Source organism: Enterobacter cloacae complex sp. 2015409, from assembly GCF_041365315.1.
GTDB classification, from domain to species: domain Bacteria; phylum Pseudomonadota; class Gammaproteobacteria; order Enterobacterales; family Enterobacteriaceae; genus Enterobacter; species Enterobacter pseudoroggenkampii.
Window position 1 is genome coordinate 147,523 of sequence record NZ_JBFTVM010000003.1, and the last position, 14,515, is coordinate 162,037.

13 protein-coding genes are annotated in these 14,515 nt (G+C 55.7%); 9 read left to right on the forward strand and 4 right to left on the reverse strand.

Annotation, left to right across the window (positions count from 1 at the left end; translation table 11 throughout):
• Positions 1 to 115: 115 nt before the first annotated feature.
• The 8 genes from tdcA to ACDO57_RS16740 all read left to right on the forward strand — a co-directional run bounded on the left by tdcA (position 116) and on the right by ACDO57_RS16740 (position 10,496).
• Positions 116 to 1,036 (forward strand): transcriptional regulator TdcA, encoded by a 921-nt coding sequence (gene tdcA / locus ACDO57_RS16705; RefSeq protein ID WP_008501504.1) that lies wholly within the window; start codon positions 116 to 118, stop codon positions 1,034 to 1,036.
• 102 nt (positions 1,037 to 1,138) lie between these two features.
• On the forward strand, positions 1,139 to 2,128 hold the full coding sequence (gene tdcB / locus ACDO57_RS16710; RefSeq protein WP_045260157.1) for a bifunctional threonine ammonia-lyase/L-serine ammonia-lyase TdcB: 990 nt from the start codon (positions 1,139 to 1,141) through the stop codon (positions 2,126 to 2,128).
• A 9-nt stretch (positions 2,129 to 2,137) separates the two neighbouring features.
• Positions 2,138 to 3,469: a threonine/serine transporter TdcC gene (gene tdcC / locus ACDO57_RS16715; RefSeq protein ID WP_024906394.1), complete on the forward strand. Its 1,332-nt coding sequence runs from the start codon at positions 2,138 to 2,140 to the stop codon at positions 3,467 to 3,469.
• A 30-nt stretch (positions 3,470 to 3,499) separates the two neighbouring features.
• The gene (gene tdcD / locus ACDO57_RS16720) at positions 3,500 to 4,708 is read left to right on the forward strand and encodes a propionate kinase (RefSeq protein WP_048992631.1); all 1,209 of its coding nucleotides are present in this window, start codon (positions 3,500 to 3,502) and stop codon (positions 4,706 to 4,708) included.
• A gap of 15 nt (positions 4,709 to 4,723) precedes the next feature.
• Positions 4,724 to 7,018 (forward strand): formate C-acetyltransferase, encoded by a 2,295-nt coding sequence (gene pflB / locus ACDO57_RS16725; RefSeq protein WP_024906396.1) that lies wholly within the window; start codon positions 4,724 to 4,726, stop codon positions 7,016 to 7,018.
• Between the two features lie 149 nt (positions 7,019 to 7,167).
• Positions 7,168 to 7,578 (forward strand): hypothetical protein, encoded by a 411-nt coding sequence (locus ACDO57_RS16730; RefSeq protein WP_048992587.1) that lies wholly within the window; start codon positions 7,168 to 7,170, stop codon positions 7,576 to 7,578.
• A 261-nt stretch (positions 7,579 to 7,839) separates the two neighbouring features.
• Positions 7,840 to 9,171 carry an amino acid permease gene (locus ACDO57_RS16735; protein ID WP_048992589.1) on the forward strand — a complete coding sequence of 444 codons (1,332 nt, stop codon included), beginning with the start codon at positions 7,840 to 7,842 and terminating at the stop codon, positions 9,169 to 9,171.
• A 20-nt stretch (positions 9,172 to 9,191) separates the two neighbouring features.
• The gene (locus tag ACDO57_RS16740) at positions 9,192 to 10,496 is read left to right on the forward strand and encodes a serine dehydratase subunit alpha family protein (protein ID WP_370884281.1); all 1,305 of its coding nucleotides are present in this window, start codon (positions 9,192 to 9,194) and stop codon (positions 10,494 to 10,496) included.
• Between the two features lie 114 nt (positions 10,497 to 10,610).
• On the opposite strand, the gene ACDO57_RS16745 is transcribed toward ACDO57_RS16740, so the two are convergent.
• Positions 10,611 to 11,312 carry a pirin family protein gene (locus ACDO57_RS16745; protein WP_023309295.1) on the reverse strand — a complete coding sequence of 234 codons (702 nt, stop codon included), beginning with the start codon at positions 11,310 to 11,312 and terminating at the stop codon, positions 10,611 to 10,613.
• 104 nt (positions 11,313 to 11,416) lie between these two features.
• Here ACDO57_RS16745 and ACDO57_RS16750 point away from each other — a divergent pair, with 104 nt between their 5' ends.
• On the forward strand, positions 11,417 to 12,319 hold the full coding sequence (locus ACDO57_RS16750) for a LysR family transcriptional regulator (protein WP_032650335.1): 903 nt from the start codon (positions 11,417 to 11,419) through the stop codon (positions 12,317 to 12,319).
• 41 nt (positions 12,320 to 12,360) lie between these two features.
• On the opposite strand, the gene ACDO57_RS16755 is transcribed toward ACDO57_RS16750, so the two are convergent.
• The 3 genes from ACDO57_RS16755 to ACDO57_RS16765 all read right to left on the reverse strand — a co-directional run bounded on the left by ACDO57_RS16755 (position 12,361) and on the right by ACDO57_RS16765 (position 14,408).
• Positions 12,361 to 12,726, reverse strand: coding sequence for a DUF805 domain-containing protein (locus ACDO57_RS16755; protein ID WP_024906401.1), 366 nt, complete (start codon positions 12,724 to 12,726; stop codon positions 12,361 to 12,363).
• A gap of 231 nt (positions 12,727 to 12,957) precedes the next feature.
• Positions 12,958 to 13,944, reverse strand: a complete 987-nt coding sequence (locus ACDO57_RS16760) for a glutathione S-transferase family protein (RefSeq protein WP_370884282.1) — start codon at positions 13,942 to 13,944, stop codon at positions 12,958 to 12,960.
• 71 nt (positions 13,945 to 14,015) lie between these two features.
• Complete coding sequence (locus ACDO57_RS16765) at positions 14,016 to 14,408, reverse strand: DoxX family protein (RefSeq protein WP_023309292.1); 393 nt, start codon at positions 14,406 to 14,408, stop codon at positions 14,016 to 14,018.
• Positions 14,409 to 14,515: the final 107 nt, after the last annotated feature.

A 14,515-nucleotide genomic window follows, 5' to 3' on the forward strand; every position in this document is an offset into this window, starting at 1 on the left:
TTTTCGCTGTGCGTGATAAAGGGCCTGGAAAGCAAATTGTGAGTAACAGCACATACCCCTTCAAACATTATTGAGTAGAATTCACCCCGTCATAGGGAAATAAGTGCAGAATATTATGAACACTATTATTCTACCGAAAACACAGCACCTCGTGGTATTTCAGGAAGTCATTAAAAGTGGCTCCATAGGTTCTGCAGCAAGACAGCTGGGTCTGACGCAACCCGCCGTCAGCAAAATCATCAGCGATATTGAGTCCTACTTCGGTGTGGAAGTGATGGTGCGTAAAAACACCGGCGTAAAACTCACTGCTGCGGGCCAGGTTCTGCTCTCGTACTCAGAGTCCATCACCCGCGAAATGAAAAACATGGTGAGTGAGATTAACAGCCTGAGTTTCAGCACCGTTATGGACGTCTCCTTTGGTTACCCGTCGCTGATCGGTTTCACCTTCCTGTCCGAAATGATCAAAAAATTTAAGGAAGTGTTCCCGAAAGCACGCGTCTCGATGTATGAAGCCCAGCTCTCCTCTTTCCTGCCGGCCATTCGCGACGGTCGTCTGGATTTCGCTATCGGCACGCTGAGTGATGAAATGCTGCTGCAGGATCTGCACGTCGAACCGCTGTTTGAGTCCGAGTTTGTGCTGGTCGCCAGCAAAACGCGAACGTGCACCGGCCCGACGACACTGGCATCGCTCACGCACGAGCAGTGGGTGATGCCGCAAACCGATATGGGCTACTACAAAGAACTTCTGACCACCCTGCAAGACAATCACATCAGCATCGAAAACATCGTCCAGACCGATTCCGTCGTCACCATTTATAACCTTGTGCTGAATGCCGATTATCTGACGGTTATTCCCCGCGACATGATTGCACCGTTCGGTTCTGACCAGTTTATTGTGCTGCCAGTGGAAGATGAATTACCCGTGGCGCGTTATGCCGCCGTGTGGTCAAAAAATTACAGGATTAAAAAATCGGCGTCAGTATTAGTTGAGCTGGCAAAACAATATTCGTCGATGAATATCGAAAGACGACGATGAATAATTAGTACCCATTTTAAAGAACACCCAGAGCGTTAACGTGTTAACGCGCTGATACCCTGACTTTGCCTGAAAAGAATGAATTATTATAACGAGGATATTATGCATATTACCTACGATCTCCCGGTAACGATTGAAGATATTCAGGACGCCAGAAAACGACTGGCAGGAAAAATATATAAAACCGGTATGCCACGTTCGAATTATCTCAGCGAACGTTGTAAGGGCGAAATATTCCTGAAATTTGAGAATATGCAGCGTACCGGCTCGTTTAAGATCCGCGGCGCGTTTAACAAGTTAAGCTCGCTGACCGACGCTGAAAAACGCAAAGGCGTGGTCGCCTGCTCAGCGGGAAACCACGCGCAGGGGGTTTCCCTTTCCTGCGCCATGCTCGGCATCGATGGCAAAGTGGTGATGCCAATGGGCGCACCAAAATCCAAGGTCGCCGCGACGCGCGACTACTCAGCGGAAGTGGTGCTGCACGGTGAGAACTTTAACGACACCATCGCCAAAGTCAGCGAAATCGTCGAGATGGAAGGGCGTATTTTTATTCCGCCTTACGATGACCCAAAAGTGATTGCCGGGCAGGGCACCATCGGCCTGGAAATTCTCGAAGATTTATACGACGTGGATAACGTCATTGTACCTATCGGCGGCGGCGGATTAATTGCCGGGATTGCGACGGCGATTAAATCCATCAACCCGACCATTAATATTATCGGCGTACAGTCTGAAAACGTGCACGGAATGGCAGCCTCCTGGCAGGCAGGAGAAATAACCAACCATCGCGTTACCGGCACGTTAGCCGACGGCTGCGACGTCTCTCGTCCGGGGAAATTAACCTTCGAAATCGTTCGTGAACTGGTCGATGACATTGTGCTGGTGAGCGAAGACGATATTCGCAACAGCATGATTGCCCTTATTCAGCGAAATAAAGTGGTGACGGAAGGCGCTGGCGCACTGGCTTGTGCTGCGTTATTAAGCGGCAAACTTGACCACTATATTCAGGGCCGCAAAACCGTCTGCATTATTTCCGGCGGCAATATCGACCTCTCCCGTGTTTCCCAAATTACCGGCTTCGTTGACGCATAAAGGTGACCTATGAGCAACACAGAAAGCATTATCGTTGGCCAGACAAAAACGTCCTCCTGGCGTAAGTCTGATACCACCTGGACGCTTGGCCTGTTTGGTACCGCCATTGGCGCAGGCGTGCTGTTCTTCCCCATTCGCGCAGGCTTTGGCGGATTAATCCCTATCCTGCTGATGCTGGTTCTCGCATTCCCGATTGCGTTTTACTGCCACCGCGCGCTGGCGCGTTTGTGTTTGTCCGGCAGCAACGTCTCCGGCAACATCACCGAAACGGTGGAAGAGCATTTCGGTAAAACCGGCGGGGTGGTGATCACGTTCCTCTACTTCTTCGCCATTTGCCCGCTGCTGTGGATTTATGGCGTCACCATTACCAACACCTTTATGACCTTCTGGGAAAACCAGCTCCAGCTGCCCGCGCTGAACCGCGGCGTGGTGGCGCTGTTCCTGCTGCTGCTGATGGCCTTTGTTATCTGGTTTGGTAAAGACCTGATGGTGAAGGTCATGAGCTTCCTGGTGTTCCCGTTTATCGCCAGCCTGGTGCTGATTTCCCTGTCGCTGATCCCTTACTGGAACTCGGCGGTGATCGACCAGGTCAACCTGAGCGATATCGCCTTCACCGGTCATGACGGCATTCTGGTCACCGTGTGGCTGGGTATCTCCATCATGGTCTTCTCCTTCAACTTCTCGCCTATCGTCTCCTCGTTTGTGGTCTCCAAGCGCGAAGAGTACGAGCCAACGTTCGGTAAAGAGTTCACCGAGCAGAAATGTTCCAAAATCATCGGTCGCGCCAGCCTGCTGATGGTGGCTGTGGTGATGTTCTTCGCCTTTAGCTGTCTGTTTACGCTCTCTCCGCAGAACATGGCGGACGCCAAGGCGCAGAATATTCCGGTGCTCTCTTACCTGGCGAACCACTTTGCGTCAATGTCCGGAACCAAATCGACGTTCGCGACGGTACTGGAATACGGCGCGTCTATCATCGCGCTGGTTGCTATCTTCAAATCCTTCTTCGGGCACTACCTGGGCACGCTGGAAGGTCTGAATGGCCTGATCCTTAAGTTCGGCTACAAGGGCGATAAGAAGAAAGTTTCTGTTGGCAAACTGAACACCATCAGCATGGTGTTCATCATGGGCTCCACCTGGGTTGTGGCCTACGCCAACCCGAACATTCTCGACCTTATTGAAGCCATGGGCGCACCAATCATCGCCTCTCTGCTGTGCCTGCTGCCGATGTACGCCATCCGCAAAGCCCCAGCTCTGGCGAAATACAAAGGGCGTACCGAGAACATCTTCGTTACCGCGGTCGGCCTGCTGACCATTCTGAATATTGTTTACAAACTGTTCTAACCCATTGCTCAGGAAGAGCGGAGTCACATGATGATTGAGTTTCCGGTTGTACTGGTAATTAACTGCGGTTCGTCCTCTGTTAAGTTTTCGGTGCTCGACGCCAGCAGCTGCGACGCCCTGATGACGGGCATTGCAGACGGCATCAACACCGAGAAGGCCTTTATTTCCGTGAACGGGGGTGAGCCAGCCAGACTGGCTCACCAGGACTACGAAGGGGCGCTGGCTGCCATCGCCCTGGAGCTGGAGAAGCGTGACCTGATGAGCAGCGTGGCCTTAATTGGCCACCGCATTGCGCACGGCGGCGACCTCTTCAGCGAGTCGACCCTGATTACGGAAGCGGTGATTGAGCAGATCCGCCAGGTCTCTCCGCTGGCGCCGCTGCATAACTACGCTAACCTGAGCGGCGTGGAAGCCGCAGAGCGCTTGTTCCCGGGCGTGCAGCAGGTCGCGGTATTTGATACCAGCTTCCACCAGACGCTGCCGCCGCAGGCGTATCTGTACGGATTGCCGTACCGCTATTTTGAAGAGCTGGGCGTGCGCCGCTACGGCTTCCACGGCACCTCTCACCGCTACGTGGCCGCGCAGGCGCATACGCTTCTCGGGCTGTCCCCCGATGACAGCGGCCTGGTGATTGCCCACCTCGGCAACGGAGCGTCCATCTGCGCGGTGCGCAACGGCGAAAGCGTGGATACTTCCATGGGGATGACGCCGCTGGAAGGGCTGGTAATGGGTACGCGCTGCGGCGATGTGGACTTCGGCGCGATGGCGTGGATTGCCCAGCAGACCGGGCAGTCGTTCGAGGATCTGGAGCGCGTGGTCAACAAAGAGTCCGGGTTGCTTGGGATTTCCGGCATCTCCTCCGATTTACGCACGCTGGAGAAAGCCTGGCACGCTGGCAACGAGCGGGCGCAGCTGGCTATCCAGACCTTCGTTCACCGTATAGCGCGACACATTGCCGGGCACGCTGCGTCACTGCACCGCCTCGATGGGGTGGTCTTTACCGGCGGTATTGGCGAAAACTCGACGCTTGTCCGCGCGCTGGTGGCGGAACATCTGAACGTGTTCGGCATCCGCCTCGACGACGCCAAAAATGCCCTGCCGGGCAGCGCGGGTGAGCGCGTGATCTCCACCGAGTCGTCCCGCGTGGCCTGCGCGGTGATCCCTACCAACGAAGAAAAAATGATCGCGCTGGACGCCCTCCGTCTTGGGAAGGTTACCCCGGCTGCGGCTTACGCCTGATAAAGCGAGAAACACATGAAAGTAACAATCGATACGGGCGTCGCGCCCTACAGCGACGCATGGGCCGGGTTTCGCGGTGAAGAATGGAAAAACGCCGTCAACGTCCGCGATTTTATTCAGCATAACTACACCCCTTATGAAGGCGATGAAGCTTTCCTCGCGCAGGCGACGCCAGCAACGACGGCGCTGTGGCAGAAGGTGATGGTCGGCATTCGCCAGGAGAATGCCACCCACGCTCCGGTGGATTTTGACACCAACATTGCCACCACCATTACGGCCCACGGGCCGGGCTATATCGACCAGGATCTGGAGACGATCGTCGGCCTGCAAACCGATAAGCCTCTCAAGCGTGCGCTCCATCCGTACGGCGGGATCAACATGATCCGCAGCTCGTTCGAAGCCTATGGCCGGGAGATGGATCCGCAGTTTGAATATCTCTTTACCGACCTGCGCAAAACCCACAACCAGGGCGTGTTTGACGTCTATTCGCCAGAGATGATGCGCTGCCGTAAGTCCGGCGTGCTGACCGGCTTGCCAGACGGCTACGGGCGCGGACGTATCATTGGCGACTATCGCCGCGTGGCGCTGTACGGGATTGCTTATCTGGTGCGCGAGCGTGAACTCCAGTTTACGGATCTGCAGGGCAGGCTGGAGCGCGGTGAGGATCTGGAGGCGACGATCCGCCTGCGTGAAGAGCTGGCGGAGCATAAGCGCGCGCTGCTGCAGATCCAGCAGATGGCGGCGAACTATGGCTTCGATATCGCACGCCCGGCGATGAACGCCCAGGAAGCGGTGCAGTGGCTCTATTTTGCCTACCTTGCCGCGGTGAAATCCCAGAACGGCGGGGCGATGTCGCTGGGGCGCACGGCCTCGTTCCTCGATATCTACATTGAACGTGACATGCAGGCAGGAAGGCTGAATGAAGTCCAGGCGCAGGAGCTGATCGACCACTTCATCATGAAGATCCGCATGGTGCGCTTCCTGCGCACGCCGGAGTTCGACACGCTCTTCTCCGGCGATCCGATCTGGGCGACGGAAGTGATCGGCGGCATGGGGCTGGACGGGCGCACGCTGGTGACCAAGAACAGCTTCCGCTATCTGCACACGCTGCACACCATGGGGCCAGCACCTGAGCCGAACCTGACGATCCTCTGGTCTGAACAACTGCCGATCGCGTTCAAGAAATACGCCGCGCAGGTGTCGATCGTCACCTCTTCGCTGCAGTATGAGAACGACGATCTGATGCGTGCGGACTTCAACAGCGACGACTACGCCATTGCCTGCTGCGTCAGCCCGATGGTGATCGGCAAGCAGATGCAGTTCTTTGGCGCGCGCGCCAACCTCGCCAAAACGCTGCTGTACGCGATCAACGGCGGGGTGGACGAGAAGCTGAAGATCCAGGTCGGTCCTAAAACCGAGCCGCTGCTGGACGACGTGCTGGATTACGACACCGTGATGGCGAGCCTCGATCACTTTATGGACTGGCTGGCGGTGCAGTACATTAGCGCCCTGAATCTCATTCACTACATGCATGATAAGTACAGCTACGAAGCCTCGCTGATGGCGCTGCACGACCGGGACGTCTATCGCACCATGGCCTGCGGCATTGCCGGGCTGTCGGTAGCCGCGGATTCCCTGTCGGCCATTAAATATGCCACGGTGAAGCCGGTGCGCGACCATACCGGACTGGCAGTCGATTTCGTGATTGAAGGGGATTATCCGCAGTACGGCAACAACGACGACCGCGTGGACAGCATTGCCTGCGATCTGGTAGAGCGCTTTATGAAGAAAATTCAGGCGCTGCGGACCTACCGCAACGCGGTGCCAACTCAGTCGATCCTGACCATCACCTCCAACGTGGTTTATGGTCAGAAGACCGGGAACACGCCGGACGGACGACGCGGCGGCACGCCGTTTGCCCCAGGCGCGAACCCAATGCACGGGCGCGACAGAAAAGGGGCGGTGGCCTCGCTAACGTCGGTTGCCAAACTGCCGTTCACCTATGCGAAAGACGGGATTTCCTACACCTTCTCCATCGTGCCGCAGGCGCTGGGCAAGGACGAGCTGGTGCGCAAAACCAACCTGGTGGGGCTACTGGACGGGTATTTCCATCACGAAGCCTCTATTGAGGGAGGGCAGCATCTGAACGTCAACGTCATGAACCGGGAAATGCTCCTCGATGCCATCGCGCACCCGGAGAATTACCCGAACCTGACCATCCGCGTTTCAGGTTATGCGGTGCGGTTTAATGCGCTGACGCGCGAGCAGCAGCAGGATGTGATTTCGCGAACCTTTACCCACTCTATCTAAACGTGAGCTCTCATGCCCCCTCAATGCAGGGGGCCTTTTTTTGTCCGCTAAACATACAAAATTGTTTATATAATTACTCACACATATTCATCCGCTCTTGAAAAACAATACCCCTGCTTTTCCCTATAACAGCATGTAAGGACAGTAAGATGATGAAAATGACCCGTATTGCGCTGGTCGCCGCCTCGCTGGCAGTGTGTAGTTTTACGGCACAGGCCGCGAACGTTGAGGCTGCTCCGTCTCCATCGCAGGATCCGCTGGTGCAGCACCTGAAGCTCAGCAATGAGCAGGTTAAGGAGATTGAAGGTCTGCATAAGCAGCTGGAACAAAATGTCAGCAAGATCCCGATGACGGGCGTGAAGGACGGCGCGCTGATCGACATGTTCCAGGCGGGCAAGTGGGACGAAAGCACGGTGAAAAGCCAGCTTGCTGCCTTTAGCAAAATTGAAGAGCAGACCCGTTATTACCGCGTGAAATATTACTTCGACGTCAGCCAGGTTTTGACGCCGGAACAGCGTAAACAAATTAGAACGGATATGGCTAACGCGCTGGCTAACTGATTTCCTGCCCGCGCATGGCGCGGGTTTTTATTTCTTGATCGGCGTCACTTTTAGAAAATTAGCTTTTAATATCCCACTTCAGAAGCAAAATTTCCTCCAGAAGCAGAATATCCTTATTAATGTTGTGACATTTTTCTCCCGCTCTCCGGATATGATCTTCCCACACCAATAACACTCACCTGCAACCATCTGAATCGTAATCGCTGGCGATCGGAAACTAATAAAAACAACTGTTTACCCTACAAAATAAGCGAGTGCCCAATGGATACGGCAACAAACAGCAGTGTGATTGTGAGTGATTCCCCTGCGGCAAGGCGGGCGGGAATGAGTGAAAGCGAGTGGCGAGAGGCGATTAAATTCGACAGCACCGACACGGGCTGGGTCATCATGAGTATTGGGATGGCTATCGGCGCGGGGATAGTTTTTCTCCCCGTGCAGGTCGGATTAATGGGGCTGTGGGTATTTTTGCTCTCATCAATAATCGGCTATCCGGCCATGTATTTATTCCAGCGTCTGTTTATTAATACGCTGGCGGAATCACCGGAGTGCAAAGATTACCCGAGCGTAATTAGCGGTTATTTGGGTAAGAACTGGGGCATTTTATTAGGCGCACTCTATTTCGTGATGCTGGTGATCTGGATGTTTGTCTATTCTACGGCCATTACCAACGACAGCGCCTCGTATTTGCACACCTTCGGCGTGACCGACGGCTTGTTATCTGAAAATCCGTTCTACGGTCTATTCCTGATTTGCATTCTGGTTGCGATTTCTTCACGCGGAGAAAAGCTGCTGTTTAAAGTCTCCAGCCTGATGGTGCTTACCAAGCTGTTTGTCGTTGCGGCACTGGGGCTGTCAATGATTGGCCTCTGGCAGTTGGCCAACGTGGGCATGTTGCCGCCGCTGGGACTGTTGATTAAAAACGCCATCATTACGCTGCCCTTTACCTTAACCTCCATTCTGTTTATTCAGACCCTGAGTCCGATGGTGATCTCATACCGTTCACGGGAAAAATCGGTGGAGGTGGCGCGCCACAAAGCGCTGCGGGCGATGAATATTGCCTTTGGCATCCTGTTTGTGACGGTCTTTTTCTACGCCGTCTCCTTCACGCTGGCGATGGGGCACGATGAGGCGGTTAAAGCCTACGAGCAGAACATTTCGGCTCTGGCGATTGCGGCGCAGTTTATCAGCGGTGACGGCGCGGGCTGGGTCAAAATCGTCAGCGTGATCCTCAATATCTTCGCCGTGATGACCGCGTTCTTCGGCGTCTATCTCGGCTTTCGCGAGGCGACGCAGGGTATCGTCATGAACATCCTGCGCCGCAGAATGCCGGCTGAGAAAATCAATGAAAACGCCGTCCAGCGCGGGATTATGCTGTTCGCCATCCTGCTGGCCTGGAGCGCGATAGTCCTGAACGCGCCGGTGCTGAGCTTCACCTCCATTTGCAGCCCCATCTTCGGCATGGTGGGCTGCCTGATACCTGCATGGCTGGTCTACAAGGTGCCAGCCCTGCATAAATATAAAGGCGTATCGCTGGTGATTATCGTCATCACCGGACTGCTGCTTTGTGTTTCTCCTTTCCTCGCATTCTCCTGAGGGTAATTAAGGTCGTAACGATGTCTGAGCAAACTCATCCTTTATGGAATCAATTTATTCGCGCGGTGCAGGAAGAAGTGAAGCCTGCCCTTGGGTGTACCGAACCCGTCTCTCTGGCACTGGCCTGTGCGATGGCCGCAGACCTTCTGCCGGGGGAGGTCACACGGATTGAGGCGTGGGTCTCGCCGAACCTGATGAAAAACGGGCTGGGCGTGACGGTGCCGGGTACCGGTATGGTCGGGTTACCGATTGCGGCGGCGCTGGGCGCGATTGGCGGTAACGCGCACGCCGGACTGGAGGTGTTGAAAGATGCCACCGCCGATGCACTTGTCCGCGCCAAAGCCCTGCTTGAGGCAGGGCAAGTGCAGGTAAAACTGCAGGAGCCCTGTGATGAGATCCTCTATTCCCGCGCCTGCGTTCATGCCGGGGATCTCTCGGCGATGGTGACCATCGCGGGCGGGCATACGCGGGTGGTGGAAGTGGTTTGCCAGGGGGAAACGCGCTTTACGCTTGACGATCAACGGTGCCAGACGAATGACGATCCGCTGGCGGTGCTTTCAACTACTACACTGTCGCAGATCCTGGAATTTGTCGAGCAGGTGCCGTTTGAGGCGATCCGCTTTATCCTGCAGGCAGGGCGGCTGAACGATGCGCTCTCCCGCGAAGGGCTCAGCGGGAAGTGGGGGCTGCATATTGGCGCAACGCTTGATAAGCAGCGCGCGCGCGGATGGATGGCGCAGGATCTGGGGTCAGATATTGTAATTCGTACCAGCGCAGCCTCGGATGCCCGCATGGGCGGCGCGACGCTGCCCGCGATGAGCAATTCGGGCTCCGGCAATCAGGGGATCACCGCCACTATGCCGGTTGTGGTCGTGGCTGAACACGTTCAGGCTGACGACGAAAGGCTGGCGCGGGCGCTGATGCTGTCGCATCTTTCGGCGATCTATATTCATTATCAGCTTCCGCGCCTGTCCGCACTGTGTGCGGCGACAACGGCGGCGATGGGCGCTGCGGCGGGTATGGCGTGGCTGATGGGGGGCACTTACCAGACCATTGCGATGGCGATTGGAAGCATGATCGGTGACGTCAGCGGGATGATCTGCGACGGGGCGTCAAACAGCTGCGCCATGAAGGTCTCAACCAGCGTCAGTAGCGCCTGGAAAGCGGTGATGATGGCGCTGGATGAGTCGGGCGTAACGGGAAACGAGGGGATTGTGGCGCACGATGTGGAGCAGTCAATCGCAAACCTGTGCGCGCTGGCGTGCCGCTCGATGCAGGCCACGGACCGGCAGATTATTCAGATTATGGCGAGTAAGGTGTCGTGATTTAATCCAACCCGTTACCCCTCACCCTGGCCCTCTCCCCAAAGGGGAGAGGGAACGATCGAGCCCCTTGCCCCTTTGGGGAGAGGGGTTGGGATGAGGGGCAAGTGGCATTCTTTAAACCGGCAAATCAATCAGCAGCGCGCGCAGCGGCGTATCCGCCACCAGGGTGATATTCGCTTCATCACGAATAAACGCCCCGTCGCCGCAGGTTAGCGCTTCTTTCTCTTCCGTATGCGTCACCGCATGCACCGTACCGTGAATAGACTGCAAATAGGCGCGCGGGCCATGAAGCTGGAAGCTCGCCTGTTCACCTTTCTTCAGTTCGATATGGTGCAGCCACACCTGCTGACGCAGCTGCAGGCTACCTTTACTGCCATCCGGCGATGCAATCAGCTGTTGCTTATCGCCCGTTAAATCTAACTTCTGTACCAGCGGATTTTCCCGCTCAGGGCAGGCGTCCAGCCACAGCTGCATGCGGGTCAGCGTTTTGTCTTTGCTGAGGTTATGCTCGCTGTAGCTGATGCCCGGCTGCGTGGAAATTAACAATGCTTCGCCAGCCTTTGCCTGGACATGATTGCCCTCGCTATCGCGGTATTCTGCCTCGCCTTCCAGGATCAGGTTCAGGATATCGACTTTCGGGTACGTACGCGGCTGGAAGGAGGCGCCCGGGGCGAGCACTTCCTGGTTCAATACGCGCAGTGAAGCGTAACCGAGGAGTTTAGGGTCAAAGTAGTGTCCAAAGGAAAAGGTGTAGCGGGCCTGCAGCCAACCGAAATCGGCTTGTCCGCACTGTTTAGCTGTTCTTGTCGTAATCATAAACTTGACCTCTCTTTACACTAAAACAATGGTAAAGGTATGGACGCTGCATTGTTAGCCAGATATTCTGCCTGGTATGTTCAAATTTCCTGAATGAGAACGAGATGGCTAAAGAGAGAGCATTGACGCTTGAGGCGCTTCGCGTCATGGACGCGATTGATCGGCGCGGCAGTTTTGCGGCGGCGGCAGATGAACTGGGGCGCGTTCCGTCTGCGCTGAGCTACACCATGCAGAAGCTGGAAGAAGAGCTGGACGTGGTGCTGTTTGACCGCTCCGGCCATCGAACTAAATTCACCAACGTCGGGCGGATGCTGCTGGAGCGTGGCCGCGTGCTGCTGGAGGCGGCGGACAAGCTCACGACGGACGCCGAAGCGCTGGCGCGCGGCTGGGAAACCCATCTGACGTTAGTTACCGAAGCGCTGGTGCCGTCAGAAGCGCTGTTCCCGCTGGTGGACCGCCTGGCAGCGAAGGCCAATACGCAGCTGTCGATCATCACCGAGGTGCTGGCAGGGGCGTGGGAGCGTCTGGAGACGGGCAGGGCGGATATCGTCATTGCGCCGGACATGCACTTCCGCTCATCGTCAGAAATCAACTCGCGCAAGCTCTACAGCGTGATGAACGTCTACGTTGCCGCCCCCAACCACCCGATTCACCAGGAGCCGGAGCCGCTCTCTGAAGTCACGCGCGTGAAGTATCGCGGCGTGGCGGTCGCGGATACCGCGCGCGAGCGTCCGGTGCTGACGGTGCAACTTCTGGATAAACAGCCTCGTCTGACGGTGACCTCGCTGGAAGACAAACGGCAGGCGCTGCTGGCAGGTCTGGGCGTGGCGACGATGCCGTACCCGTTTGTGGAAAAAGATATTGCAGAAGGGCGACTGCGGGTCGTGAGCCCGGAGTATACCAGCGAAGTGGATATCATTATGGCGTGGCGTCGCGACAGCATGGGCGAAGCCAAATCATGGTGCCTGCGCGAAATACCCAAACTTTTCGCCCACCACAATAAATGAACGAGTAGGCCCGGTAAGCGTAAGCGCCACCGGGCGTTATTTTACGCGCCGACCTTAGGATCGGGGCCAAAGCGGTTTTCGCCCGGCGTCCCGCTCTGGCAGTTGAAAATCAAAATCACGATCCAGCCCACAATCGGGATCAACAGCAGCAATAGCCACCACGCTGAACGATCGGTGTCGTGCAGTCGACGGAACAGCACCGCCCATGATGGCAGCAGGACCAACAGGCCATAAATGGTGGTCAGCACGCCTTCACCGCCAGCCCGCTCCCAGCCGAGAATTTTATCCACAATGCCCAGCACCATGACGAGGATGAAGTTTACCAGAACGAACATCCAGTACTCTTTGCGGCGGGCGCGGCCACCGAATCCAATGTAGTTGCGCAGTACTTTTAAATACCAGTCCATTTTCCTTGCCTCATTAGTCAGTCAATCACTTGTTTTCTAAGCGATCGAGGTAAGGATAGATGGAGATTGTGAATTAAAAAAGGGCATTTACCCGTCATACTTCAAGTTGCCTGGGCGTTGGCTTTCCTCGCTCACCCCAGTCACGTACTAATGTACGCTCCTGGGGATTCGCTGCGTCGCCGCCTTCACGCAACTTGAATTATTTAGGGTATTGATTGGTGTCCTTAATATTTATCCAAAACGGACGTCGCGCCCGTGAGGTTCATCCAGATCCTGCCACGGCCCAATGGAGATAATGCCCGTCGGGTTGATGGTCTTGTGGCTGCGGAAATAGTGGGTGCGAATATGGTCGAAGTTGACCGTCTCCGCGATGCCCGGCATCTGGTAGATGTCGCGCAGGAAACCATACAGGTTCAGGTAATCGCTGATGCGGTGCTTGTCGCACTTAAAGTGGGTGACATAGACCGGATCAAAGCGAACCAGCGTGGTCCACAGGCGAATGTCCGCTTCCGTCAGGCGATCGCCCGTCAGGTAGCGATGCTTGCCCAGGAGCTGTTCCAGGCGTTCAAGCGATTCAAACACTTTTCCAACCGCTTCGTCATACGCTTCCTGGCTGGTGGCGAAACCGGCCTTATAGACACCGTTGTTGACGTTGTCGTAAATCCAGCTGTTCAGCTCATCAATCTTATCGCGCAATTCAACCGGGTAGTAATCCCCGGCGCGGGCGCCGTGGGCATCAAATGCGGTATTGAACATGCGGATGATTTCCGCAGACTCATTGCTGACAATCGTCTGGTTTTTCTTGTCCCACAGCACCGGCACGGTCACGCGACCGGTGTAATGTGGATCGGCGCGCAGATAGAGCTGGTACAGGAAATCGTGGTGATACAGTTCGTCGCCGGTCGCCGCAGGGAAATCACTGTCAAACGTCCAGCCGTTTTCCAGCATCAACGGGTTGACGACGGAAACCGGAATGAAGGATTCAAGACCTTTAAGCTTGCGCACGATCAGCGTGCGGTGGGCCCACGGACAGGCAAGGGAAACATAAAGATGATAACGGTCTTTCTCAGCCGCGAAGCCGCCTTCACCGCTAGGGCCTGGCGCACCATCGGCGGTCAGCCAGTTACGGAAGGCCGAAACAGAGCGTTTAAAGCGACCTCCGGTGGATTTGGTGTCATACCAGACATCCTGCCAGACGCCGTCTACGAGTTGTCCCATTTTTTCTCCTCCGTCAGATAGCAAAAGCGAGGAGATGTCTCCTCGCTTTGTGTTCATTCAGTATAGCGTGCTTACCATTTCTTATTCAGAACGCGGTCGATGCTGTATGCGCCCGGGCCAGTGACGGCCAGCAGCAGGAAGCCACCCGCGATGGTCAGGTTTTTCATGAACATCAGAGAGTTCACGCCTTCCGCAAAGTTGCTGTGGAAGATGAACGCCGTCAGCACGGTGAAGCCTGCAGTAAACAGCGCGGTGGTGCGGGTCAGGAAGCCGAACAGGACTGCCAGGCCGCCGCCGAACTCAAGAAGAATGGTCAGTGGCAACAGGAACCCCGGAACGCCCATGGCTTCCATATACTGCTGGGTACCCGCATAACCGGTGATTTTTCCCCAACCTGCCACGATGAACAGAATTGGCATCAGAATACGCGCTACCAGTACACCAACATCTTCTAATTTTTTCATTTTACTCTCCAGGAAACCACATCAGCGGCTGAACGTTATTTGTCTGCAATTCCGCGTAGATACCGCGTCGTTGCTGTCGATGGAGAGGATAATAAACGGGGCGGGTG

Excerpts from the sequence above, each read along its gene's own strand:
- tdcA (WP_008501504.1), top strand. The coding sequence starts at position 116 with ATGAACACTATTATTCTACCGAAAACACAGCACCTCGTGGTATTTCAG.
- tdcB (WP_045260157.1), top strand. The coding sequence starts at position 1,139 with ATGCATATTACCTACGATCTCCCGGTAACGATTGAAGATATTCAGGAC.
- tdcC (WP_024906394.1), top strand. The coding sequence starts at position 2,138 with ATGAGCAACACAGAAAGCATTATCGTTGGCCAGACAAAAACGTCCTCC.
- tdcD (WP_048992631.1), top strand. The coding sequence starts at position 3,500 with ATGATTGAGTTTCCGGTTGTACTGGTAATTAACTGCGGTTCGTCCTCT.
- pflB (WP_024906396.1), top strand. The coding sequence starts at position 4,724 with ATGAAAGTAACAATCGATACGGGCGTCGCGCCCTACAGCGACGCATGG.
- ACDO57_RS16730 (WP_048992587.1), top strand. The coding sequence starts at position 7,168 with ATGATGAAAATGACCCGTATTGCGCTGGTCGCCGCCTCGCTGGCAGTG.
- ACDO57_RS16735 (WP_048992589.1), top strand. The coding sequence starts at position 7,840 with ATGGATACGGCAACAAACAGCAGTGTGATTGTGAGTGATTCCCCTGCG.
- ACDO57_RS16740 (WP_370884281.1), top strand. The coding sequence starts at position 9,192 with ATGTCTGAGCAAACTCATCCTTTATGGAATCAATTTATTCGCGCGGTG.
- ACDO57_RS16745 (WP_023309295.1), bottom strand. The coding sequence starts at position 11,312 with ATGATTACGACAAGAACAGCTAAACAGTGCGGACAAGCCGATTTCGGT.
- ACDO57_RS16750 (WP_032650335.1), top strand. The coding sequence starts at position 11,417 with ATGGCTAAAGAGAGAGCATTGACGCTTGAGGCGCTTCGCGTCATGGAC.
- ACDO57_RS16755 (WP_024906401.1), bottom strand. The coding sequence starts at position 12,726 with ATGGACTGGTATTTAAAAGTACTGCGCAACTACATTGGATTCGGTGGC.
- ACDO57_RS16760 (WP_370884282.1), bottom strand. The coding sequence starts at position 13,944 with ATGGGACAACTCGTAGACGGCGTCTGGCAGGATGTCTGGTATGACACC.
- ACDO57_RS16765 (WP_023309292.1), bottom strand. The coding sequence starts at position 14,408 with ATGAAAAAATTAGAAGATGTTGGTGTACTGGTAGCGCGTATTCTGATG.